General features: G+C 51.3%; 17 protein-coding genes and 1 pseudogene. 6 read left to right on the forward strand and 12 right to left on the reverse strand.

Annotated features, from left to right (window positions below; genetic code table 11):
* Window positions 1–60: 60 nt before the first annotated feature.
* Window positions 61–753, reverse strand: coding sequence for a DUF421 domain-containing protein (locus tag J4617_RS06535; protein WP_000642867.1), 693 nt, complete (start codon window positions 751–753; stop codon window positions 61–63).
* Between the two features lie 136 nt (window positions 754–889).
* On the opposite strand from J4617_RS06535, the gene ycaO reads away from it, so the two are divergent.
* The 3 genes from ycaO (at window position 890) to pflB (ending at window position 6,254) form a co-directional block, all read left to right on the forward strand.
* A complete protein-coding gene (gene ycaO / locus J4617_RS06540; protein ID WP_023356641.1) occupies window positions 890–2,650 on the forward strand; it encodes a 30S ribosomal protein S12 methylthiotransferase accessory factor YcaO in 1,761 nt (586 codons plus the stop codon).
* A 404-nt stretch (window positions 2,651–3,054) separates the two neighbouring features.
* Window positions 3,055–3,912 (forward strand): formate transporter FocA, encoded by an 858-nt coding sequence (gene focA / locus J4617_RS06545; protein ID WP_000642539.1) that lies wholly within the window; start codon window positions 3,055–3,057, stop codon window positions 3,910–3,912.
* A 59-nt stretch (window positions 3,913–3,971) separates the two neighbouring features.
* Window positions 3,972–6,254, forward strand: coding sequence for a formate C-acetyltransferase (gene pflB / locus J4617_RS06550; RefSeq protein ID WP_001292799.1), 2,283 nt, complete (start codon window positions 3,972–3,974; stop codon window positions 6,252–6,254).
* Between the two features lie 75 nt (window positions 6,255–6,329).
* Here the strand turns inward: pflB and sopD2 are convergent, their stop codons facing one another.
* Window positions 6,330–7,289: an SPI-2 type III secretion system effector SopD2 gene (sopD2, locus tag J4617_RS06555; protein ID WP_001145562.1), complete on the reverse strand. Its 960-nt coding sequence runs from the start codon at window positions 7,287–7,289 to the stop codon at window positions 6,330–6,332.
* A gap of 130 nt (window positions 7,290–7,419) precedes the next feature.
* On the opposite strand from sopD2, the gene J4617_RS06560 reads away from it, so the two are divergent.
* On the forward strand, window positions 7,420–7,746 hold the full coding sequence (locus J4617_RS06560; protein ID WP_012543336.1) for a hypothetical protein: 327 nt from the start codon (window positions 7,420–7,422) through the stop codon (window positions 7,744–7,746).
* A gap of 118 nt (window positions 7,747–7,864) precedes the next feature.
* Window positions 7,865–8,662, forward strand: a complete 798-nt coding sequence (gene pflA, locus J4617_RS06565) for a pyruvate formate lyase 1-activating protein (RefSeq protein WP_000067973.1) — start codon at window positions 7,865–7,867, stop codon at window positions 8,660–8,662.
* A 292-nt stretch (window positions 8,663–8,954) separates the two neighbouring features.
* Here pflA and J4617_RS06570 read toward each other — a convergent pair.
* From J4617_RS06570 to lrp, 10 genes and pseudogenes are all read right to left on the reverse strand, one after another.
* Window positions 8,955–10,374, reverse strand: a pseudogene (locus J4617_RS06570) (amino acid permease).
* Window positions 10,375–10,591: 217 nt separating this feature from the next.
* A complete protein-coding gene (locus tag J4617_RS06575) occupies window positions 10,592–11,740 on the reverse strand; it encodes an MFS transporter (RefSeq protein WP_000109274.1) in 1,149 nt (382 codons plus the stop codon).
* Window positions 11,741–12,089: 349 nt separating this feature from the next.
* Complete coding sequence (locus J4617_RS06580; RefSeq protein WP_017465602.1) at window positions 12,090–12,953, reverse strand: dimethyl sulfoxide reductase anchor subunit family protein; 864 nt, start codon at window positions 12,951–12,953, stop codon at window positions 12,090–12,092.
* Between the two features lies 1 nt (window position 12,954).
* Complete coding sequence (dmsB, locus tag J4617_RS06585; RefSeq protein WP_000213069.1) at window positions 12,955–13,572, reverse strand: dimethylsulfoxide reductase iron-sulfur subunit DmsB; 618 nt, start codon at window positions 13,570–13,572, stop codon at window positions 12,955–12,957.
* 10 nt (window positions 13,573–13,582) lie between these two features.
* The gene (dmsA, locus tag J4617_RS06590; RefSeq protein WP_000850262.1) at window positions 13,583–16,027 is read right to left on the reverse strand and encodes a dimethylsulfoxide reductase subunit A; all 2,445 of its coding nucleotides are present in this window, start codon (window positions 16,025–16,027) and stop codon (window positions 13,583–13,585) included.
* Between the two features lie 237 nt (window positions 16,028–16,264).
* A complete protein-coding gene (serS, locus tag J4617_RS06595; RefSeq protein WP_000886697.1) occupies window positions 16,265–17,557 on the reverse strand; it encodes a serine--tRNA ligase in 1,293 nt (430 codons plus the stop codon).
* 258 nt (window positions 17,558–17,815) lie between these two features.
* Window positions 17,816–19,159, reverse strand: a complete 1,344-nt coding sequence (gene rarA / locus J4617_RS06600; RefSeq protein ID WP_000067785.1) for a replication-associated recombination protein RarA — start codon at window positions 19,157–19,159, stop codon at window positions 17,816–17,818.
* 9 nt (window positions 19,160–19,168) lie between these two features.
* Window positions 19,169–19,780 carry an outer membrane lipoprotein chaperone LolA gene (gene lolA / locus J4617_RS06605; RefSeq protein WP_001519746.1) on the reverse strand — a complete coding sequence of 204 codons (612 nt, stop codon included), beginning with the start codon at window positions 19,778–19,780 and terminating at the stop codon, window positions 19,169–19,171.
* Between the two features lie 142 nt (window positions 19,781–19,922).
* On the reverse strand, window positions 19,923–23,885 hold the full coding sequence (ftsK, locus tag J4617_RS06610; RefSeq protein WP_017465601.1) for a DNA translocase FtsK: 3,963 nt from the start codon (window positions 23,883–23,885) through the stop codon (window positions 19,923–19,925).
* Between the two features lie 134 nt (window positions 23,886–24,019).
* Window positions 24,020–24,514, reverse strand: a complete 495-nt coding sequence (gene lrp, locus J4617_RS06615; RefSeq protein WP_000228469.1) for a leucine-responsive transcriptional regulator Lrp — start codon at window positions 24,512–24,514, stop codon at window positions 24,020–24,022.
* Between the two features lie 546 nt (window positions 24,515–25,060).
* On the opposite strand from lrp, the gene trxB reads away from it, so the two are divergent.
* Window positions 25,061–26,029 carry a thioredoxin-disulfide reductase gene (gene trxB / locus J4617_RS06620; RefSeq protein ID WP_017465600.1) on the forward strand — a complete coding sequence of 323 codons (969 nt, stop codon included), beginning with the start codon at window positions 25,061–25,063 and terminating at the stop codon, window positions 26,027–26,029.
* The last annotated feature ends 54 nt before the right edge of the window (window positions 26,030–26,083 follow it).

Below are 26,083 nucleotides of genomic sequence, written 5' to 3' on the forward strand. Positions count from 1 at the left end.
CGGCATGCGTCACACAACAGAATCTTCCGGATTAACCGTATAAATCCGATATTTTCGCTGTTAAACAACGCGTTTAGCCCGGCTTGCCTTCGTCCATTCTGGATTTGCGCAGCGCGGACATAATTGCTTTTCCCCGATATTCATGCGTATCACTTCACTGCAACGTACGCAGGCATAGTCGCCAGCCTCCGGCGCCACGATAAAGCGTGGCGTACAGTGCTCAGGAAGAATGCTTAACCCCGGCTTAACGTCTTTATTTTCAAAGAAATAGACGCTGATTTGTCCGTTTGTCTCCAGGATGGCCAGTCTGACCTGCCCCAGTTGCTCAACGCCATTCAAGCGAAGCTCCATAAAAAACTCAAACTCCGTCATGTTCGAGCGCTGCAGTTTTTCCCACGCCAGTTCGCCGTCTTCAACAATGACCACCGACTTGCCTTCCAGCAGATCTTCCAACTTTTCACTATGCGCCATCAGCCACATGACCAGGCGATAGAGCAGCGCCAGGGTGATGAATACCACCAGAACAGGGAGCATCGGAACGTCATCATAAAACGCGACGTCGCCTGCCGCCGACCCCAATGTCAAAATGATCAGCACTTCAAAAAGCGACATTTGCCGTACGCCGCGTCGTCCTGTCACCTTTAAGAAAAGAAACACCAGAACAAAGGTGTAAAAGCTACGCAGCGCCACTTCCCCCAAAAACGCTACCGGCACGTTATCCAGCGCCATTCGTTGCAAATCAAATGCTTTCATTTTTTATGCTCTTCCTGTGAATGCCAGTGTAAAAGCATAGCCAATACTTTTATTTCCGCCGATGTCCCGGCGAGATAGCGCCCGTCACATAAAACCCGTATCATTGCGCGCTTTCCGTACGACAAAAGTGATTTTCATGACGCAAACATTTATTCCCGGCAAAGACGCCGCGCTGGAAGACTCCATCGCCCGCTTCCAGCAAAAGTTACTCGACCTCGGCTTTCACATCGAAGAGGCCTCCTGGCTGAACCCGGTGCCAAACGTCTGGTCAGTGCATATTCGCGATAAAGAGTGCGCGTTATGCTTTACCAACGGAAAAGGCGCGACCAAAAAAGCGGCGCTGGCCTCGGCGCTGGGCGAATACTTCGAGCGTCTGTCAACCAACTACTTCTTTGCTGATTTCTGGCTTGGCGAAACGATCGCCAACGGGCCATTCGTGCATTATCCGAATGAAAAGTGGTTTCCGCTGACTGAAAATGACGACGTACCGGAAGGCTTGCTTGATGCCCGTCTGCGCGCGTTTTACGATCCGGAAAATGAACTCACCGGAAGCCAGTTAATTGATCTTCAGTCCGGCAATGAAGCTCGCGGCATCTGTGGTCTGCCATTTACCCGTCAGTCCGATAACCAGACCGTGTATATTCCGATGAATATCATCGGCAACCTGTACGTCTCTAACGGAATGTCCGCCGGCAATACGCGTAATGAAGCCCGCGTTCAGGGACTGTCGGAAGTCTTCGAGCGTTATGTGAAAAATCGCATCATTGCGGAAAGTATCAGTCTGCCGGAGATTCCCGCAGAGGTGATGGCGCGTTATCCGGCGGTAATGGAGTCAATCGCCACGCTGGAAGCCGAGGGTTTCCCGATTTTCGCCTATGACGGCTCGCTGGGCGGTAAGTATCCGGTTATCTGCGTCGTGCTGTTCAACCCGGCTAACGGTACCTGCTTTGCTTCTTTTGGCGCCCATCCTGACTTTGGCGTTGCGCTGGAGCGTACAGTGACCGAGCTACTCCAGGGACGCGGTCTGAAAGATCTTGATGTCTTCACGCCACCAACGTTCGATGATGAAGAAGTCGCGGAGCACACTAATCTGGAGACCCACTTCATCGACTCCAGCGGCCTGATTTCCTGGGATCTGTTCAAACAGGACGCCGATTATCCGTTCACGGACTGGACTTTTTCCGGCACTACCGAAGAAGAGTTCGCCACGCTGATGGCCATCTTTGCTGCTGAAGATAAAGAAGTTTACATTGCCGATTACGAGCATCTCGGCGTATACGCCTGTCGTATTATCGTACCGGGAATGTCTGATATTTATCCTGCCGAAGATCTGTGGCTGGCCAACAACAATATGGGTAGCCATCTTCGTGAGACTCTGCTTTCGCTGCCCGGTAGCGCCTGGAATAAAGAAGATTATCTCAATCTGATTGAACAATTGGATGAAGAAGGTTTTGACGATTTCACCCGCGTGCGTGAACTGCTGGGTCTGGCGACCGGAGCGGACAATGGTTGGTATACACTGCGCGTTGGTGAATTAAAAGCAATGCTAGCGTTAGCGGGCGGCGATTTGGAGCAGGCGCTAATCTGGACAGAATGGACGATGGAGTTCAATTCGTCGGTCTTTAGTCCGGCACGCGCAAACTATTACCGTTGCCTGCAAACGCTGCTGCTCCTGTCGCAAGAAGATACGCGTCAGCCACTGCAATATCTCAATGCTTTTATAAAAATGTATGGCGCAGAGGCTGTAGAAGCCGCCAGCGCCGCGCTTAGCGGTGAAGCGGCTTTTTATGGACTACCGGCTGTCGACCACGATCTACAAGCGTTCCCGGCGCATCAGTCCTTGTTAAAAGCGTATGATAAATTACAGCGCGCGAAAGCGGCATACTGGTCAAAATAAGGCCATATGAGTGACTTAGGGTAGGTTTACCCTCTCGGCTGCGTTATATTACGGGGCGCCTTTGCGGCCCCGTTTTATTTATTTTCACTAAACGGCGAAAAATGTAATAACAAGGTTAAATATTGGTTGTTGACATTAAATTAATTGACATAGTGATGTTACTTTATTTGTTGATTACTCCATATTAATTAACCGTGCAGCAGGAGGAGCCAGGAAAAAATTCAACTCTATTTATAATTTTTAAAATTTATTTTTATTAGGATAATCAAAAAGTTACACCGTAATTGCATAAAAGCCATGCGACTTACGGGCCTATAAGCCAGGCGAGATATGATCTATATCAAATTCTCATCTATAATGCTTTGTTAGTATCTCGTCGCCGACTTAATAAAGAGAGAGTTAGTGTGAAAGCTGACAACCCTTTTGACCTTTTACTCCCTGCAGCAATGGCCAAAGTGGCTGAAGAAGCAGGCGTCTATAAAGCAACGAAACATCCGCTTAAGACTTTCTATCTGGCGATTACCGCCGGCGTATTCATTTCAATTGCCTTTGTTTTTTATATTACTGCGACAACCGGTACTGGCGCGATGCCTTATGGCATGGCGAAACTTATCGGGGGTATCTGTTTCTCTTTGGGACTGATTCTCTGTGTTATTTGTGGCGCTGATCTTTTCACCTCTACTGTTCTGATCGTTGTAGCTAAAGCTAGCGGTCGCATCACCTGGGGGCAACTGGCTAAAAACTGGTTAAACGTCTATTTTGGTAACCTGATTGGCGCTCTGCTTTTCGTGTTACTGATGTGGCTTTCCGGCGAGTATATGACTGCCAACGGTCAATGGGGACTTAACGTCCTGCAAACCGCCGACCACAAAATGCACCACACTTTTATTGAAGCTGTCTGCCTCGGTATTCTGGCGAACCTGATGGTTTGTCTGGCCGTGTGGATGAGCTACTCAGGTCGTAGCCTGATGGACAAAGCGTTCATCATGGTACTGCCCGTCGCCATGTTTGTCGCCAGCGGTTTTGAGCACAGTATCGCAAACATGTTTATGATTCCTATGGGTATTGTAATACGCGATTTTGCTACACCGGAGTTTTGGACCGCGGTTGGTTCGTCTCCGGAAAGTTTTTCTCACCTGACCGTGATGAGCTTCATCACTGATAACCTGATTCCGGTCACGATCGGTAATATTATCGGCGGCGGTTTGTTGGTCGGGTTGACATACTGGGTCATTTACCTGCGTGGTAACGAGCATCATTAATCTGTTGATGCCCATTACACGCAGTAAATAAAAAATCCACTTAAGAAGGTAGGTGTTACATGTCCGAGCTTAATGAAAAGTTAGCCACAGCCTGGGAAGGTTTTACCAAAGGTGACTGGCAGAATGAAGTAAACGTCCGTGACTTCATTCAGAAAAACTACACTCCGTATGAGGGTGACGAGTCCTTCCTGGCTGGCGCTACTGACGCGACCACCAAGCTGTGGGACAGCGTAATGGAAGGCGTTAAACAGGAAAACCGCACTCACGCGCCTGTTGACTTTGACACCTCCGTTGCTTCCACCATCACTTCTCACGACGCTGGCTACATCAACAAAGCGCTTGAGAAAATTGTTGGTCTGCAGACTGAAGCTCCGCTGAAGCGTGCGATTATCCCGTTCGGCGGCATCAAAATGGTTGAAGGTTCCTGCAAAGCGTACAATCGCGAGCTGGACCCAATGATCAAAAAAATCTTCACCGAATACCGTAAGACTCACAACCAGGGCGTGTTCGACGTTTATACTCCGGACATCCTGCGTTGCCGTAAATCCGGCGTTCTGACCGGTCTGCCGGATGCGTATGGCCGTGGCCGTATCATCGGTGACTACCGTCGCGTAGCGCTGTACGGTATCGACTACCTGATGAAAGACAAATTCGCACAGTTTACGTCTCTGCAATCCGATCTGGAAAACGGCGTAAATCTGGAAGCGACTATCCGTCTGCGTGAAGAAATCGCTGAACAGCACCGCGCTCTGGGTCAGATCAAAGAAATGGCAGCTAAATACGGCTGCGATATCTCTGGTCCGGCGACTAACGCTCAGGAAGCAATCCAGTGGACTTACTTCGGTTACCTGGCTGCGGTTAAATCTCAGAACGGCGCAGCAATGTCCTTCGGTCGTGTATCCACCTTCCTGGATGCGTACATCGAACGTGACCTGAAAGCAGGCAAAATCACCGAGCAAGACGCACAGGAAATGATTGACCACCTGGTCATGAAACTGCGTATGGTTCGCTTCCTGCGTACTCCTGAATATGATGAACTATTCTCCGGCGACCCGATTTGGGCAACCGAATCTATCGGCGGTATGGGCGTTGATGGCCGTACTCTGGTCACCAAAAACAGCTTCCGTTTCCTGAACACCCTGTACACCATGGGGCCGTCTCCGGAGCCGAACATCACCGTTCTGTGGTCTGAAAAACTGCCGCTGAACTTCAAGAAATTCGCCGCTAAAGTCTCCATCGACACCTCTTCTCTGCAGTACGAGAACGATGACCTGATGCGTCCGGACTTCAACAACGATGACTACGCTATCGCATGCTGCGTAAGCCCGATGATCGTTGGTAAACAAATGCAGTTCTTCGGCGCGCGTGCAAACCTGGCGAAAACCATGCTGTACGCTATCAACGGCGGCGTTGATGAAAAACTGAAAATGCAGGTTGGTCCGAAATCCGAACCGATCAAAGGCGATGTTCTGAACTTCGACGAAGTGATGGATCGCATGGATCACTTCATGGACTGGCTGGCTAAACAGTATGTCACCGCGCTGAACGTTATCCACTACATGCACGACAAGTACAGCTACGAAGCCTCTCTGATGGCGCTGCACGACCGTGACGTTATCCGCACCATGGCGTGTGGTATCGCAGGTCTGTCCGTTGCTGCTGACTCCCTGTCTGCCATCAAATATGCGAAAGTTAAACCGATTCGTGACGAAGATGGTCTGGCTATCGACTTCGAAATCGAAGGCGAATACCCGCAGTTTGGTAACAACGACGCTCGTGTAGATGACATGGCGGTTGACCTGGTAGAACGTTTCATGAAGAAAATTCAGAAACTGACCACCTACCGTGGCGCTATCCCGACGCAGTCTGTTCTGACCATCACTTCTAACGTTGTGTATGGTAAGAAAACCGGTAACACCCCGGATGGTCGTCGCGCTGGCGCGCCGTTCGGACCAGGTGCTAACCCGATGCACGGTCGTGACCAGAAAGGCGCTGTCGCTTCTCTGACCTCCGTTGCTAAACTGCCGTTTGCTTACGCGAAAGATGGTATTTCTTATACCTTCTCTATCGTTCCGAACGCACTGGGTAAAGACGACGAAGTTCGTAAGACTAACCTGGCAGGTCTGATGGATGGTTACTTCCACCACGAAGCGTCCATCGAAGGCGGTCAGCACCTGAACGTCAACGTCATGAACCGTGAAATGCTGCTGGACGCGATGGAACATCCGGAAAAATATCCGCAGCTGACCATCCGTGTATCTGGTTACGCAGTACGTTTTAACTCCCTGACGAAAGAACAGCAGCAGGACGTTATTACTCGTACCTTCACGCAGACCATGTAATGGGTTTGACTGAAATTACGCCATAAAAAGCGTACAAAAAAGGCTCCATATCAGTGGGGCCTTTTTAATGACTTTTTATATAAGCATATTGCGACAACTCGACTTTTCACTTATAAATAAAGTGTTATTATGTGATCTATATATTCTTCTTAGAATAGCATCAATTTCTCTTTTATTATTTTGATAATCATCATAATCCTTATTTAATACATCAGAAAACAGCATGGTGTTAGTTTCTATTAAATCAGATGACAATGACGGTTTATATGCTTGTAGCAGATAGCTAAGTGTTGGATGAACCATATCAAACAGGACTTCCCCCTCTAATTCCCAGTAACCTATTTTAAAAAATTGGGTAGTAATATTAAAAGACCCCATTTGAAGACAGCGTAGTTTATTCTTCTCCTCTTCAGTAAGAGTACCATTCCATTCAACACATTCCATTTTTCGATCTTCTCCAGATCGCATAAGCTTATAAACTTCATCCTTAACGTCATCATCCTCATTAACTGCATCTTTAAGTTTATTAGCAAATCCTTCTAATAATTCTGGATAGCGGGCAATTTTTTCTCCATACTTAATACATACTTTAAAAAACAACTCTTCTTCATCTTCTTCCATCACTTTAAAAATACAGTTTTCTGAAACATTGAGGAGACGATGCAAATTACATTTATCAATAACCTTGCCATCAATCTCAAATAAAACTTGTGTCTGATTCATATCAAAACGCATAACAAAGCGGTCTTGTTGAGATGGATTAGCATATTGTTTTAATTGTGTAAAGGCATGTATCTTCTCCATGCCGGTTATATCAACATTAAGTTCAGCTTGATTTTCACGTTCACATCCATGGATGAGTGTATATAATACCTCCAGCACCTCTTGTTTTTTGTGTGTTCTGAAGCAGTCCTTAAATCTATCCCATACCCCCATGTATAGCGCTTCTTCTTTATCAGGACTCATCAAACGGGCTAGCCGTGAATGATTAATTTCATAGTTATGACGATTACCAAAACTTAACGTAACTGGCATAATAACTCCCTTGATTATTTACCGCGAAAGCAAGATCCAATCCGTTGCTCTCATTTTTTGATTAAAACCACACTCTATTTAAGAGATTGAATCAGCCTGGGTTTAGAAATGACATCAGATTTACACCTGATTGCGCGTTGAATGCGACGCCAGGCGCTGGACAGCGCATAACGTTCTTTGGACACATCTGAATTATGTTGAGAATTATTTTCGTTCTGACCACAACAAAACGGCGCCAACCATTCGAAAAAAGAGGCGGATCATAAACAGCAAAACCAGGACGCTATGGATGATACACTTACAGTATGTATTGCGGTTGAGGCGTTACGAGCTGATGAATGAGCCAGAATTTCTGGCGGTGCGAGTTATGCAGCATAGATTTGCCGTATATTTTATACTGAATAGAGGTAAAATAGCTCCATTGCAGCACATTCTGGAACAGCCACACATTCTGTAGTCCAAAATTTACGCTCGCAGTACCGCTTTTTTACAGGATGCAACCCCCTTACCAGGGTGCTCAACATGCCCGGAATGTGTCCATAAACCCCATGTTATTTAGAGCTAGCCGAAGCGATATGAGTAACTTAACCAATTGTATTACAAATGAAAGTGTTGCAGTAACTGCTGATAAAAAGCCGGTTATTGGTCGCATTCACTCCTTTGAGTCCTGTGGCACCGTTGATGGCCCAGGCATCCGCTTTATTACCTTTTTTCAGGGCTGCCTGATGCGCTGCCTGTATTGCCATAACCGCGACACATGGGATACGCATGGCGGTAAAGAAATCACCGTTGAAGACTTAATGAAAGAGGTGGTGACCTATCGGCATTTTATGAATGCTTCTGGCGGCGGCGTGACGGCATCCGGCGGCGAGGCCATTTTGCAGGCAGAATTTGTACGCGACTGGTTTCGCGCCTGTAAAAAAGAAGGTATCCACACCTGTCTCGACACCAACGGCTTTGTGCGCCGTTATGACCCGGTGATTGATGAACTGTTGGACGTTACCGATCTGGTGATGCTCGATCTCAAGCAGATGAATGATGAGATCCACCAGAATCTGGTCGGTGTCTCTAATCACCGGACGCTGGAATTCGCGCAGTATTTATCAAAGAAAAATGTGAAGGTCTGGATCCGTTACGTTGTCGTTCCCGGCTGGTCTGACGACGATGATTCCGCGCATCGCCTGGGCGAGTTTACCCGCGATATGGGTAATGTCGAAAAAATCGAACTGTTGCCCTATCATGAGCTGGGCAAACATAAATGGGTGGCAATGGGCGAAGAATATAAACTGGATGGCGTGAAGCCGCCTAAAAAAGAGACCATGGAGCGTGTAAAGGGTATTCTTGAGCAGTATGGTCATAAAGTGATGTATTAATCGCCTGCTATCTTACCCGCTTTTAAACGGCTACCCATGACGGTAGCCGTTTTGCTGTCTGGATAACGCTCTTACCGCTAAAATACCCGACCCCGCCATCAGACAGGCATGGTTAACAATATTGCGCTAACCAGGTATTAAATACAGAGTCGCTTATCTGCTGCTGGGTTGAAGGTCTGACAACTATTGCTGCCCCCGGCGCCTGTTAATACCGTGGTCTCCGCCTGGAACCCAGGCACCTGTAACCTTAAAAGGCGCTCGCCTGACAGGAGCGCCGTGGAAAAGAGCGTCGTTATGTGTTTCTACGCGCCAGCAGTGGGAAAATTAATCCCAACCCGACCAGGACAAAAGGCGTCACGATGTTCAACGTCAGCTGGAATGTCCACTCCGGCGTGAACGCCTCCATTTTGGGGAAAATACCGGTAAGGCAGGCAAACGCGGTGAAGGCAAAACACCATATTCCCACAGTTAACGCCAACGCCCGGTTGCGAATAAACACATATTCGGGTTTGTACTTTTGCGCCAGTCGAATGACGGCAATAAAGGCGACAAATACCCACAGATAGCGCAGCGGCATAACGACTGAATTGAGATTAAGCAGCCATTTGTACAGGTTGTTCATATCGCCGATGCCAAGCGTTGGCAACATAATCAAGATAGCGACCAACACTAATGTCAGTAAATAACCGTTAACTGGCGTACCTGAAGCGTTAGTACGGCATAAGCGCTGCGGGATATATTTACTGTCTGCATCACCCAGTAAGACTTTCAGTGGCGCATCAATAGAAAACACCAGAGCGGCGATTTGCCCCAGAGTATTGGCAATGGCATAAATCACCATTAATGAATTACCCATATGGTAATACTCACCCAATTTCTGGAATGCATAATATTGCCCATTAGTCATTAAATCGTCAGGTATATGCCGCGAATCAAACATCATTCCCATCGCCAACGAACCGAGGATAGCGCAGACCGCAACCATGACGGCTAAAAAGAGCATCCCCTTCGGAAATTCTTTTCCTGGATTCCGCGTCTGGTTGACATAAGGCGAGATCTTCTCTGCCCCACCAACCGCAAAGACCAACATAGAGATGGTGGTGATATAGGTAAAATCGATATGAGGAATAAATGACTGCCAGGTGATGTTAGTGGTCGCAATTTCAACGTTTGTAATTGCTGGCGCGGTCACTGCCATCACAACATATAAAATTGACATGATAAACATGGCAATTCCGGCCACAGACCCAACAACCTTTAGCGATTTCATCCCCCGGGAAGCAACCCACATAAAGAAAACAAACAATGCCAGCGTCAGCCCCTGCAAGGCAACGACGGTATATTCTTTTATCAACGAGCCGTCGCCTTTTAAAGCCCATCCCAATGCAATGAGTATCGCCTGCGGTTTGCGCCAGGTAGGGAATATGCACGACCCAATAGGTCCATGCCGCAAGGTAAGCCAACCCCGGCCCCATCGTATGCTTAATCCAGGTACTGACGCCCCCTTTTCCCTCTTTGAAGGTTGAGCCCAGTTGCCCCACGATTAAGGCATAAGGAATAAAATAGAGCGCAAAAATAAACACCCAGGAGAAGACAACCACTAACCCCTGGTTAGCATAGTTATTGACAACATTGCCGAATCCCCAAACGGTAATAAACGACATCAAGGCGATGTTGTACCATCGCAACTGTTTTTCCTGCACATTCGGCATAACGCGATCCTTCGTGAACACAATGCTATTACTATAAATGAAGCGGGGGATTATGCGCGGTAAAGACGAAGAGAGAAAATAGAGGAGCGCAAAATTATAACCTTCGGCACATTTTATTTTTCAGTAAAGCAAGAAAATTATGCAGGTCAATTATTTTACGTAAAACATAAATAAAGAGTATGCAAGACTCACGTCCTGCATACGATTCAGAGAACAGTTAGATGTGGGCGACAGGATTAGGCGTCTGGCCGGCGTTACGTAACAGCATCAGCAGATAAATAAACGATACGCTGGCGATCATAATAAACAGCAGATTATCTGAATAATTCTGCATTAACATCGCAGCAAAAGACGGCCCCAACAGGCTCCCTACCGTATAACTTAACAACAGCGCCTGGTTCATTGCCACAAGCTGGTGATGTTCGACTTTTTCACAGGCCCAGGCCATTGCGACGGGATAAAGCGTAAAACCCGCCGCCCCCAGAATAAACAGAGCTGGCGCCATCGCCGCCTGGGTTAACATGGCAATACTACCGAGTATGACAACGAATACCTGTACGCGTAATACCAGCAAGCGACCAAATTTGTCCGCCAGACGTCCCATTGGCCATTGCCCCAAAATGCCGGCGCTCACCAGCACCGCCATCCAGAAACCGATGCTGGCGTTAGCCATCCCCTGATGCTTCAGATATAACGGCATCAGGCCATATAATGAACCAAGAACAATGCCGGAAATAATGCAACCATTCACGCCAAGACGCGCCTGGCGTAGCTTCAGCATGGCGCTAATAGAAGAGGAATGACGTGTCTGCGTTTGCTGATTTACAATTCGGGTAAAGAGTAGCGGCAGAATTCCCGCCAGAATCATTCCGGTCACCCAGGGAAGGACGTGCAGCAATTCACCAGATACTTTACTGACCAATAATTGTCCAAGGAAGGTCCCCATGTAATAGACCATCATATAGGCAGCCAGCAGGCGCCCGCGATTATGCGAGGTTCCGCTGCACATCAACGCGCTTTCGACAACCACCCAAATCATGGCGCAGCCGATACCGGCAATAAAACGCCAGCTCATCCAGCTCCAGAACCCCACCATCACCCCCAATCCGACACAACCCGCGGCGAAGATCAGCGAGGCAAGATAATAGCTACGGTTAAACCCAATGCGTTTAATTAAATACCCGGTAAATAACGTCCCGACCAGATTGCCGGTAAAATAAGACGAGCTGACCATCCCCACCTGCCAGGTCGGAAGGTTTGCCTGAGCAAGCCACAGCGGCACAAGCGTATTCAGTACCGCAATGGCCAGAGTCAACAAAAGTAGCCCGCACAGCAAAAGCATGACGGGACGGGTATAGGTGGACATGAATAAAAACCGTGAGGAAGTTCAAATTTCATGCGCATCATGCCATCGCCAAAAACATTGTCAATCGGCTCCGCATGGGCGATCCGCAAGTTTTGAGACTATCGATTTGATTTACTTATTCTGCACGTGAATATATTGAAAGGCTAAAAATTCATCCCCTTGTTTTTATTGATCTAACCCGCAAAATCGGCGTTTTGTTCAGTCGAAAAATTTCATGGTTCCTTTAGCTTCGTTTTCTTCTCTATGGATTTATATGCGTCTTCCCCGCCCCGGTTATATTCCTTAGATTGATGGTGGCTAAAGGCGTATTCGGCCTGCACGTTCTGCAGGCCGAATGCGCGTCAACGCGTTAGCTGGCTACCGCCATGCCCACGGTCATATGCAGCCCATAGAATACGCCGCGGCCAATCAATTCCCCCGCCAGCATCAGAATGAAGGCGACAGAGAGTAACGGTACCGCAGGTTGATACCCTTTTAACTGTGGCACAATCCAGCAGCACAACGCCGCCGCAAGCAGCACCATACGCCAGGCCATCAGCGAACCATAATCCGGCACCAGAGCAGACGCCTGCTGAATGGAACTGTGAATCGTCGCCAGTTCCGCGCCCTGCATGGCCACCATAATGGCAATAACCACCAGCGCCAGCACCGAAACCGCAGGCAACAGACGCATCGCCCAACCGTTCACGCCCGCGATGCGCAGCAGCAGATAACCCAGTAGCGGGCCACCCATAAAGAGCGTCAGGAAGAAGCCCAGCGGCGTCCAGACGCTATACCAGGTCGGTACTGTATCGATGCTGTTATAGACGCGTACCATCATCCAGACGAAGACGACGCCCAGTACCATCGTGATAATCAGCCAGAGTGTGCGCAGTGCCGGCGGCAGCTTTTTCAGTACCGCCAGCAGCCAGCCAATCCCGCCCACCGCAAAAAACACCGAGCCGCTGGCAATTTCATTGCTCAGTGCGGAAGCACCCACGCGGTTAAGCGAGTTAAACGCGCGCATCGGCGAGCCCAGATGCAGCATCGAGGCGATAAAGCCAATCCCCATCAGCACCCACAGACCAAACATATAGGCGATCACCCGCTGCTGCGTTTCCGCGCGCAGGTCGCCCTTCATCAGCGCCAAAGCCAGAACAATAAAACCACCGGCCACGCACTGACCAAAGACCGTGAAGATCATCAACGGCCATTCATGCCATCCACTTCCCATCTTATACCTCCTTCGGATTGGCCAGATAACCGGTAGTGTCCCCGGTCGGGCGGCTGTTGGCGTTGGGTTTAATCACAATATTCGGCTTCGTGAAATGCGCGCGCGGCAACGGCGCGACGGCAGCCAGCTCACCGTGTTTTTTGCGCAGTTCGTCTATCGGGCCGAAATCCAGCGCCCGCAGCGGGCAGGATTCGACGCAGATCGGCTTTTTGCCTTCCGCCACCCGGTCATAACAGCCGTCGCACTTGGTCATATGACCTTTGGCCGCGTTGTACTGCGGCGCGCCGTACGGGCAGGCCATGTGGCAGTAGCGGCAGCCGATACAGACCTCTTCGTTCACCACCACAAAACCGTCATCGCGCTTGTGCATCGCGCCGCTCGGACAGACTTTGGTACAGGCCGGGTCTTCGCAGTGGTTACAGGAGATGGAGAGATAGTAGGCAAAGACGTTCTGGTGCCAGACGCCGTTATCTTCCTGCCAGTCGCCACCCGCATACTCATAAATGCGGCGGAAGCTGACATCCGGGGTCAAATCTTTGTAGTCCTTGCAGGCCAGTTCGCAGGTTTTGCAACCGGTGCAACGGCTGGAATCAATAAAAAATCCATACTGGGTTGTCATCGGTTACTCCTTACGCCTTTTCAACCTGAACGAGGTTCGTATGTGACGGGTTCCCCTTCGCCAGCGGAGAAGGACGTTGGGTCGTCAGTACGTTAATACAGCCGCCCTGATCCACGCGTTTTGCATCCGGGTCATACCATGCGCCTTCTCCCAGGGCGACCACGCCCGGCATCATGCGCGGCGTCACTTTAGCCTCGATATGTACTTCGCCGCGATCGTTGAAGATGCGGACTTTATCACCATTGTTGATACCGCGTTTCTGCGCATCCATTGGGTTAATCCACATTTCCTGGCGACAGGCTGCTTTCAGTACGTCTACGTTGCCATAAGTGGAATGCACACGCGCTTTATAGTGGAACCCCGTCAACTGCAGCGGGAATTTATCCGTTAGCGGATCGTTATAGTTTTCAAAACCTGGCGTGTAGATCGGTAATGGATCGATCACGTCGCCTTCCGGCAGCTCCCAGGTGGCGGCGATATCCGCCAACGCCTGTGAATAGATTTCAATCTTGCCCGATGGCGTTGTAAGTGGATTCGCTTGCGGATCTTCGCGGAAGTCTTTATAGGCGACATGGTGGCCTTCGGGGTCGCGCTGTTTGAAGATGCCTTGCTTACGGAACTCCTCAAAGGTGGGCAGATTCGGAATGGATTTACGCGACTGTTCGTACAGATGACGCATCCACTCTTCTTGCGTCCGTCCTTCGGTAAACTGTTGTTCCACGCCAAGACGTTTCGCCAGTTCGCTGGTCATCTCATAAATCGTCTTACACTCGAAGCGCGGTTTAATCGCCTGGTCAGTGAAGATAACGTAAGACATGTTCCCGCAGGAGGCATCCAGCGCAAAGTCCATCTGCTCAGAAGCAGTGCAATCAGGCAACAGAATATCGGCGTATTTTGCCGACGAGGTCATATGACAGTCGATAACGACGATCATTTCGCATTTCTTGTCATCCTGCAGGATTTCGTGGGTGCGGTTAATCTCAGAGTGCTGGTTAATCAAACAGTTGCCAGCATAGTTCCAGATCATTTTGATCGGCACGTCCAGCTTATCTTTCCCCCGCACGCCATCACGCAACGCTGTCATTTCCGGGCCGCGTTCAATGGCATCGGTCCACATAAACATGGAGATGCTGGTTTCAACCGGGTTTTCTAACGTGGGCATACGTTCAAATGGCAGGGCATAAGACCCTTCGCGCGCGCCGCTGTTACCGCCGTTAATCCCAACATTACCCGTCAGGATCGCCAGCATCGAGATGGCGCGCGTGGCGATTTCTCCATTAGCATGACGTTGTGGTCCCCATCCCTGGCAAATATAGGCGGGTTTAGCGCTGCCGATTTCTCGCGCCAGCTTAATAATGCGATCCGCCGGGATACCGGTAATTTGCGCCGCCCACTCCGGCGTCTTCGCGATACCGTCTTTACCCTGGCCCAGAATATAGGCTTTGTAGTGACCGTTTTTCGGCGCGCTGGCAGGCAAGGTTTTTTCGTCATAACCAACGCAATATTTATCCAGGAACGGCTGATCGACCATGTTCTCGGTGATTAAGACATATGCCAGACCATTGACCAGCGCCGCATCGGTACCTGGACGAATCGGAATCCACTCATCTTCGCGACCAGCGCCAGTGTCGGTGTAACGAGGGTCGATAATGATCATCCGCGCGTTTGATTTCTGCCGCGCCTGTTCAAGATAATAGGTTACACCGCCCCCGCTCATGCGGGTTTCGCCAGGGTTATTACCAAACAACACCACCAGCTTACTGTTTTCAATGTCGGATGGACTATTGCCATCCGCCCAGCCGCCATAGGTGTAATTCAGACCCGCTGCGATTTGCGCGGAAGAGTAATCACCGTAGTGGTTCAGATAACCGCCACAGCAGTTCATCAGACGAGCGACCAGCGTTTTTCCTGGCGGCCATGAACGTGTCAAAGTGCCGCCCAGCGTACCCGTGCCATAGTTCAGATAAATGGACTCGTTGCCATACTCTTTGATAAGACGCTGCATATTGGTGGCAATGATATCGTAGGCTTCGTCCCAGCTAATACGCTCAAATTTACCTTCGCCGCGCGCGCCGACGCGCTTCATCGGATACTTGAGCCGATCCGGGTTATAGACGCGACGACGCATAGAACGACCGCGCAGGCAGGCGCGAACCTGATGCAGGCCATCGTAATCATCGTTTCCGGTATTATCCGTTTCTACATATTTGATTTCGCCATCCACAACATGCATACGTAGCGGACAACGGCTGCCACAGTTTACCGTACAGGCGCTCCAGACGACTTTCTCGTCGGTTTTCGTCGGGCTTATCGCCTCTGCGGCGTTAGCGATGCGGGTAAATGGCAGGGTAAATGCGCTACTGGCCATCGCCAGGCCGCCTATCGCGGTGGTTTTGACTAAACCACGACGGCTCACCTCGGCTGCCAGCACGGCATCAGGGATCTTAGTTTTCATAAGGGCTCACTCTGCTGCTCACAATAAAAAAAACAATAAAACGATGTATAGAATTTTATATAGCGATAGCATCGCTATAAAGTCTGATATATATCGAAAAAGTAGAAAAATAGTGTTAAAAACTGACCTTCATTCGAAATCAGTATTACCCCTAATAGGGTAGGGATTATTGTCCGGTATCAAACTGGCATAAAAAAAGCGCCCGAAGGCGCTTTTTAGAAGAGGAGAAAGCGAGGATTAGCCGATATATTCCAGTCCGTTCATGTACGGACGTAATACTTCCGGCACTTCAATGCGGCCATCAGCCTGCTGATAGTTTTCCATCACAGCCACCAGGGTACGACCTACCGCCAGACCAGAACCATTCAGGGTATGGACCAGACGGGTCTTTTTGTCGGACTTGCTGCGACAACGTGCCTGCATACGACGCGCCTGGAAGTCCCAGACGTTAGAGCAGGAAGAGATCTCGCGGTAGGTATTCTGCGCCGGAACCCAGACTTCGAGGTCATAGGTTTTGCAGGCGCCGAAGCCCATATCGCCAGTGCACAGAATGATTTTACGGTACGGCAGTCCCAGTAGCTGGAGCACTTTTTCCGCGTGGCCGGTCATCTCTTCCAACGCAGCCATAGAATCTTCCGGGCGAACGATCTGCACCATTTCCACTTTGTCAAACTGATGCATACGAATCAGGCCACGGGTATCACGACCATAAGAACCTGCTTCAGAACGGAAACAAGGCGTATGCGCCGTCATTTTAATCGGCAGCTGATCTTCGTCGATGATTTCATCGCGTACCAGATTGGTCAGCGGAACCTCCGCCGTCGGGATCAAAGCATAGTTGCTGCTGTCTGCTTCTTCTTCCAGCGGACGGGTATGGAACAAGTCGCCTGCGAATTTCGGCAGTTGACCGGTGCCATACAGCGTGTCGTGGTTAACCAGATACGGCACGTAGTTTTCGCTATAGCCGTGCTGTTCCGTATGCAGATCCAACATGAACTGCGACAATGCGCGATGCATACGCGCAATCTGTCCTTTCATCACCACAAAACGGGAGCCGGTCAGCTTAACCGCGGCGGCAAAGTCGAGGCCGGAGTGCATTTCCCCTAAGGTGACGTGATCGCGGATTTCAAAATCAAACTCACGCGGGGTACCCCAGCGGCTGACTTCAACGTTGTCGTTTTCATCTTTACCTACCGGCACTTCATCCGCAGGCAGGTTTGGGATGGTCAGCGCGATATCGCGGATCTCCGCCAGCAAGGTATCCAGCTCGGCTTTCGCCGCATCCAGCTCTTCGCCCAGTTTATTCACTTCCAGGCGTAAAGGCTCAATATCTTCCCCGCGCGCTTTCGCCTGGCCGATGGATTTCGATCGAGAATTACGCTCCGCCTGCAGGTTTTCCGTGTTGACCTGCAAAACTTTACGACGCTCTTCAAGAGCGCGCAGCTTATCTACATCCAGCTTAAAGCCCCGGCGTGCCAGTTTTTCAGCGACTGCGTCTGGCTCATTACGCAGCAGATTGGGATCGAGCATGCTTATCCTGTGCTTATCGAATAATAAAAGGAAACGCGATCAATTGATGATCGCCTCTGATTGTATTGATGAACGTAAACCGCGTTTACGTAATAGCGACGTTTTCGCCTTACCTGACCGACGACAGCAACAACGCATCCATTGCGCTATACCCGCGGACCTCATAAGCAACGTGCTATCAGGCATAACGAGATTCATCATCAACGCCATGATACCTGGAGCATCATATTTAGAGATAACCTTACCGCAACGTTTACACTAGCGGTAGCGTTTTGTGGGGCTATTTTGATCCTGTTCAGCCAGCCAGGCGAGCTTTTCGCCAATCTTGCCTTCCAGACCACGATTTGTCGGATGATAATAGCGCGTTTGCGCGATTTCCGGCGGGAAGTACACTTCACCCGCAGCATAGGCATTGGGCTCATCGTGGGCATAGCGGTACTCCTGGCCATAGCCCATCTCTTTCATCAGTTTGGTTGGCGCATTACGCAGATGGACAGGAACGTCATAATCAGGACGTTCGCGCGCGTCGGCCAGCGCAGCCTTAAAGGCGGTATAGACGGCGTTGCTCTTCGGCGCGCAGGCGAGATAAACGATAGCCTGCGCGATCGCCCTTTCGCCTTCAGCCGGACCGACGCGGGTGAAACAATCCCATGCGGCAATGGCGACCTGCATCGCGCGCGGATCGGCATTACCCACATCTTCCGAGGCAATCGCCAGGCAGCGACGCGCCACGTACAGCGGATCGCCTCCCGCGGTAATGATACGGGCATACCAATAGAGGGCGGCATCCGGCGCGCTGCCGCGCACTGATTTATGTAAGGCGGAAATAAGATCGTAGAAGCGATCGCCTTTGTTATCAAAACGCGCGCTGCGCTCGCCGGCGATCTCGGTCAACAAGGCGGGCAATAAAACGCGTTTGCCGCTGTCATCCGCCTCCGCCATATCAGCCATCATTTCCAGCGTATTTAAGGCGCGCCGCGCGTCGCCATTGACCAACTCAGCAATCGCTCGCCGTGTCTCATCCGGTAACACGATATCCTGATCGCCGTAACCACGCGTTTTGTCCTGCATCGCCTGGTCCAGTACTTGCTCGATATCGTCAGTGGTCAACGATTTCAGCAGATAGACCCGCGCTCGCGACAATAGCGCCGAGTTCAGCTCAAAAGAGGGATTTTCCGTGGTCGCGCCGATAAAGGTGATAGTGCCATCTTCGATATGCGGTAAAAAGGCGTCCTGCTGGCTTTTGTTAAAGCGATGCACTTCATCGACAAACAGGATGGTACGGCGTCCGGCATTACGATTCTGGCGGGCGCGCTCGATAGCTTCGCGAATCTCTTTTACCCCAGAAGTGACGGCGGAAATACGCTCGACATCGGCGCTGGCGTAGCGGGCGATCACTTCAGCGAGCGTGGTTTTTCCCGTCCCTGGCGGCCCCCATAAAATCATGGAGTGCAGATGCCCGGCCTCAATAGCGCGAGGCAACGGTTTACCTGCGGCCAGCAAATGCTGCTGGCCGATATACTGTGCTAAATTTTCCGGCCGCATTCGCGCGGCCAGCGGTTGAAACGTATTATCAGAAAAATCGAGCGACAGATTGCTCACTCATCGCCTCTACTTACGTTGGTCATCTATCGTTACCCCTTGCGGCGGAGTAAACGTAAATTTTGACGGATCAACAGCGCCGTTTTGCTGGGATTTTAGCTGATAGGCGCTACGCTGATCGTCTTGTTCTACGGCGCTAAACTGGTGGATAGTCCCGTCGCGTCCCACATTGATGGTGAACTGTTTCAGATTGCCGTTGCTGGCTTTCGGCGTCAGCACAAAATTATCGCCATCCTGCTTAATATTATACTGCTGCCAGTCGCTGGCCTGGTTGCGGGCAATCAGCATAAACGGTGTATTTCCGGTGGCATCTTTCAACCACGTGGCGGTAGCCTGTTCTACAAACGGGTTATAGAACCATAACGTTTTGCCGTCAGAAACCAGAATACTCTCGTCAGGTTGCGTCATATGCCAGTTGAATAGATTTGGCCGCTTAACCCATAAATCACCCTGTCCCTCCTGCACCGCGGCACCGCTGCCATCGGTGACTTTTTGAGTAAAGGTGGCATGAAAGCTGCTCACTTTATCCAGACGGCTTTTCAGAGAGCTGGCGGCGTCAGCCCATACGCTGCTGGCTACAACGCTTGAAAGTAATGCACAGGCGATTGCCATTTTTTTCATCATTATTCCTCAGGTTTCGACACTCCCGACCAGGAGCTCCTTTTGCTTTCTATTCCAGGCCAAAAATCAGCATGAGGAAAGAAGAAAATACTGAATTTTGTTGCCGGATGGCAGCCTGCACAGCGCCATCCGGCTTACAGGTTTACTCAAAAGGCGGCGGAGCCAGCACTTCACGATTACCGTTATGCCCCTGAGCGCTGACAATACCCTGCGCTTCCATCTGTTCGATAATACGCGCCGCACGGTTATAGCCGATGCGGAACTGACGCTGAACGCCGGAAATGGACGCTTTACGCTTCTGGGTGACGAAATTAACGGCCTGATCGAATAGCGCATCTAATTCTTCGCCGCCGTCAAAACCGCCACCGCCACCTTCGCTTTCGCTGTCGGAGGTAATGCCATCCACATATTGCGGACGACCGCGCGCTTTCCAGTCCTGCACCACCGCATGGACTTCCTGGTCACGCACAAACGCCCCATGGACACGTACCGGCATGGTGGAGTTTGGTCCGGAATAGAGCATGTCCCCCATTCCCAATAGCGACTCAGCGCCACCCTGATCAAGAATGGTGCGGGAGTCGATCTTACTGGATACGGTAAAAGCGATACGGGTTGGAATGTTGGCTTTAATTAAACCAGTAATCACATCGACCGACGGACGCTGCGTCGCCAGTACCAGGTGAATCCCCGCGGCGCGCGCTTTCTGCGCCAGACGCGCGATCAGCTCTTCAACTTTTTTACCGACGGTCATCATCAGGTCGGCAAATTCATCAACCAGTACCACGATATACGGCAGTTTTTCCAGAACCGGATGCTGAACATCCATACTGTCACCCGGCTTCCAGTACGGGTCCGGAATCGGACGTCCCATGCGGGCCGCTTCGGCGATTTTCTCGTTATACCCAGCCAGATTACGCACGCCGAGCGCGGACATCAGCTTATAGCGACGCTCCATCTCATTGACGCTCCAGCGTAACGCGTTAGCCGCGTCTTTCATGTCGGTAACAACTTCCGTCAGCAGATGCGGTATACCTTCATAGACTGAGAGTTCTAACATTTTCGGGTCGATCATGATAAAGCGAACGTCTTCCGGCTGCGCTTTATACAGCATACTGAGGATCATGGCGTTAACCCCGACCGACTTACCGGAACCGGTCGTACCGGCCACCAGCAGGTGAGGCATTTTCGCCAGATCCGCCACTACCGGATCGCCCGCGATATCCTTACCTAACACCACGGTAAGCGGCGACGGATTCTCGCGGAATTTGGCGTTATCCAACACTTCGCGCAGATAAACGGTTTGCCGTTTCTTGTTCGGCAATTCCAACCCTACGTAAGGTTTGCCTGGAATGACTTCCACAACGCGTACGGCTACCGTTGACAATGAGCGCGCCAGATCCCGGGAAAGGTTGGAGATACGCGCCGCTTTAACGCCCGGGGCCAGATTCAGTTCAAAGCGAGTAATGACCGGGCCTGGCGAATAGTTCACCACATCAGCTTTAATGCGGAAATCCGCCAGACGCGCTTCAACCAGACGCGCCATTTGTTCCAGCGCAAAGGTATCTACCGGTTCAACTTCGCTCGGCGGCGGCGTCAGAAGATCTAACGAAGGCAGCGGCGTCGTCGGACGCTGTAATGGACGACTGTCGCCGTTACGCATCAACAGCGGGTGGATCAGGCTGTCTTGCGGCGCTGTCGGCTGTTGCGGCTGCTGATACTGTGGCTGCGGCGCTACCGGCTGTTGCGGCTGCTGGTACTGCGGCTGCGGCTGCTGATACTGCGGCTGCGGTGCTACCGGCTGCTGCGGCTGCTGATACTGCGGCTGCTGATACTGCGGCTGCGGTGCTACCGGCTGTTGCGGCTGCTGATACTGCGGCTGAGGCGCTACCGGCTGTTGCGGCTGCGGCGCTACAGGTTGCTGAACAGGCGTTGACTCGGGCATGACACCCGGCGTGAACAGCGGTTCGTGCGGACCTTCATCAACCAATACTTTCATTGGCGAGAAATCCAGATCGTCCAGTGAGAACGGCTGCGCGCCAGCGGGTTGCTCGCCGGAATAGCGCTGCTGTTGCGAAGCGGCAAACTGGCGGGCTAATTCAGCTTCCGCAGCGGTATCGTCATCTTCTGCCTGTTGCGTATCATGCTGATACGTCTCACCATAACGATGCTGCTGCGACTGCGCAAACTGACGGGCTAACTCGTCCTGATGCATTGCATCTATTTCTTCATCGGTTAGCTGCGCGCCCGTCTCGTACTGATTGAGCTCCGCCTCGCGGGCTTTTTCTTCTGCAATCCTCTGTGACGGCAGCTTAATACCGTACGATGCCAGTTCCCGTCGGGTCGGCACGCGAACGCGGTTCGGACGCGGCAGTTGCGGACCAATCCCCTCTTTCACCTGCGGACGCGGCGCGCCGCCGGTAGCCAGACTAAATGCAGGCGCAGCGGCCGCGGCGCCAGCTGCCAGGGCGCCACTCTTAATACCTGCGTCAAGCGACGCGGCGGCGGCTACCGCTTCCACTGGCGGTATGGATGGCGCGACAGATACCGTAGGTTTGACCGGCACGTTCTCTTTTACCGGCTCCGGAATCGGTTGATACCATGCCGCCAGTTGTTCGCGCTCACGGGCGCGTTTCTCTTCCACCTCTTCAAAATAGTAAAGCGGAGGACGGGCGGGTCTGGTCTCTTCTGTGTCAGGTTCAGGCTCGGTGGCAACCGGCTGTTCGATAACCGGCGGCGGCATGTGGGAAGGTTCAGCCGCTATCGGCTCCGGCTGATAAACCGGCTCCGGCTGCCAGTGTTGTTCGGCATCCGGCGCCTGCCATTGCGGCTGTGTTTCCTGCGGCGCAAGAGAGTCATATTCTGCTGCGGTCGCTGGCGTCGCGGCGTATTGCGGCGCGGAAGCGACAGGCACAGGTTGCTGCCACGGCGCACTTTGCGCCTCTTGCGGTTGAGCATATTGCGGATGCGGCTGATACCCCTCCGGCGCAGGCGCGATAACCGGTTCGCCGGTTTGCGGCCCCGGTACGGGCTGCCACTCCACGGTCGGTTGCGCGACAACCGGCTCAGCCCCAGGCATGGGCGGCGTTTGCATTATGGGATCGGCGGACGCTGCCCACGTCTGGGTGACGGCAGTTGCAGCCGCAGCGGCGGCGACCGGTTCGGTGACAGAATGGCCGTTTAACAGCGGATCATATTCATCATATTCCGGCTGCGTCGCACGGTTGCCCGAAAACAGAACGTCGTCGGGATCGGCAGCGACGCCGCGCGCGCTATACTGAATGTCCTCGTCATCATCCATCCGTTTGCCGGAAAAGAGCGCGGCATCGGTCTGACGGCCCCGTGGATTGCTGAATTTTTCAGCCAGTCGCTTACGACGCGCCAACGCGCCGCGCAAAATACGCGCCCGGCGAGATTCACGCTGCACGCCGTCGGTTTCTTCATCGTATTCGTCATCATACTCTTCGTCGTCAACCCACGTATCATCACGCCGGGTACGGTTGCTGGCGAAGGTCAGTATATTAAGCAGCCAGCCGCCTAATTTTTCGGCGATACTGACCCAGGACCAGCCGGTAAAGAGCGTCAGCCCGGCAGCCCAAATACAGAGAAGCATTATCGTTCCGCCGCTACTATGCAACAACGGCTGCAGCGTGGTGCTTAACAGGCTGCCAATTACGCCGCCGGAGGCGAAATACCAGATATCGTCGGCATTAATGGCCGCCAGACCGCAGGAAGTGAGAATCAGCGCCAGCACGCCGATAAGGCGTAGCGACACAGCAAAATAGTCGATGTAATCATCCGTAGACTGATGACGCCACGCAAACCAACACCCGCCGACAATAATGACAGGGATGGTGTAGGCCATTACGCCAAAAATAAAGAACAGTGTATCGGCCAGCCACGCGCCCGGCGCGCCGCCTAAATTATGGATGGGTTCATGCCAGGCGGTTTGCGACCAACTGGGGTCCGAAGGGTTAAAGCTCAACAAGGCCGCCATCAACCAGACGGCAAAAAGGGCAATAAGTATCAACAACGCTTCCAGAAGTCGGCGCCCGCTGCTTAACTTCGTCAATGTGACGTCTTTGTCTTCAGTATATTCCTGGCTCAAAAAAGGCTCTCCAGGTTCCGGGCTTTTCCCGCCCGATGCTAAAACGGACAACAGCACCGGGTTGCCCCGGCACTGTTGCTGTATGGATTAACAGGAGTGTAATCAAACTACAGCGATTTTGCACCTGTTCCGTGTTAGCGTGTCTTAATAACCAGACGATTACTCTGTTTTACCTCTTCCATCACTACGTAAGTTCGGGTGTCGTTCACACCTGGCAAGCGCAGCAACGTCTCTCCCAATAGTTTTCGATACGCTGACATATCCGGTACACGGGTTTTCAACAGGTAGTCGAAATCGCCGGAAACCAAATGACACTCCTGAATCTCTTCAAGCTTTTGCACGGCGGCATTAAACTGTTCAAACACATCCGGCGCGCCGCGATTTAAGGTAATCTCAACGAATACCAGAAGTGACGCATCCAGATAATGCGGGTTCAACAGCGCCGTATAGCCCTGGATAAACCCCTGTCGCTCTAGCCGACGCACACGCTCAAGGCAAGGTGTCGGCGAAAGTCCTACTCGTTTAGAAAGCTCGACGTTGGAAATACGCCCATCCTTTTGCAGTTCATTAAGAATGTTACGATCGATACGGTCGAGATCTTTGCCAGGGCGCTTCTTGCTATCTACCATTATTATTGTCTCTCTGTATTCCTTCCCTACTCCTGCCTGACTCTACTCACATCACTGTTCAGAGTCGCTGCCCATCACAATAGACCGAAACCCAGAGGGATTAACGGCGCGCAATGCCTGGTCTATGGTGAGAAGACCGTTGCCTCGCGGCAGCTATCGACATCACGAATGGCGTCTGTCCACGCCATGCGTAGATTTCACTAGCCCGGTAAACATGGTATTTACATGCATGATTATGCAGCACATACATAACACAGTTTTTTTCTTCCTCGAATGTTTTCGCAAAACAGCAGGTGATTGTCAAAGCAAAACATCGATTTTTAGTACAACATGCCAGTTATTCATTAGAGAGGGCGGTAAACTGTCATTTCGTCACCTTATAAGTTACCGATTTTAATTAAAGTTTGTGATGATAACGTCGCTGTCGCGGTCGTTCATCGGTTCATGCTATTACACATATTGTTAACAAAATCGTTATGCTCTTTTTTTACGTCTGTAAATTCCCTACAATTCTGCTCATTGTCTGCCAACAACTATGGGGATCTCATGGGCACGACCAAACACAGTAAGCTGCTTATTCTGGGCTCAGGACCGGCGGGATATACCGCAGCGGTGTATGCCGCGCGCGCAAATTTACAGCCCGTACTTATTACCGGTATGGAAAAAGGCGGTCAACTGACTACCACGACGGAAGTGGAAAACTGGCCCGGCGATCCAAACGATTTGACCGGCCCGCTGCTGATGGAACGCATGCATGAGCATGCGGCAAAATTTGAAACTGAGATAATCTTTGATTACATCAACAACGTGGATCTGCAAAATCGTCCGTTCCGTCTGACAGGTGACAGCGCAGAGTACACTTGTGATGCGTTGATCATTGCGACCGGCGCTTCCGCGCGCTATCTGGGGCTGCCATCGGAAGAAGCCTTTAAAGGGCGCGGCGTTTCCGCCTGCGCAACCTGCGACGGTTTCTTCTACCGCAATCAGAAAGTGGCGGTGATCGGCGGCGGCAACACCGCGGTTGAAGAAGCGCTTTATCTGTCCAACATCGCTTCGGAAGTGCACCTTATCCATCGCCGTGACGGTTTCCGCGCTGAAAAAATCCTCATTAAGCGCCTGATGGATAAAGTTGAAAATGGCAATATCATTCTGCACACCAACCGGACGCTGGAAGAAGTGACCGGCGATCAGATGGGCGTCACCGGTCTGCGCCTTCGCGACACGCAGCAGAGCGATAATATCGAGACGCTGGACATCGCCGGACTTTTCGTAGCCATCGGTCATAGCCCAAACACGGCGCTCTTCGAAGGCCAGCTTGAGCTGGAAAATGGTTATATCAAAGTTCAGTCCGGCACCCATGGCAACGCCACACAAACCAGCATCCCTGGCGTATTCGCGGCGGGTGACGTCATGGATCATATTTACCGTCAGGCGATCACCTCTGCAGGCACGGGTTGTATGGCGGCGCTGGATGCTGAACGCTATCTCGATGGTCTGGCCGACGCGAGTAAATAGTTTTTACAAATCAGTAACAAAAGTAAAAAAGGCGACTATAAGTCGCCTTTATTT

The sequence above is a fragment of the Salmonella sp. 32010601201800023SM genome (assembly GCF_017572235.1).
Classification (GTDB): domain Bacteria; phylum Pseudomonadota; class Gammaproteobacteria; order Enterobacterales; family Enterobacteriaceae; genus Salmonella; species Salmonella enterica.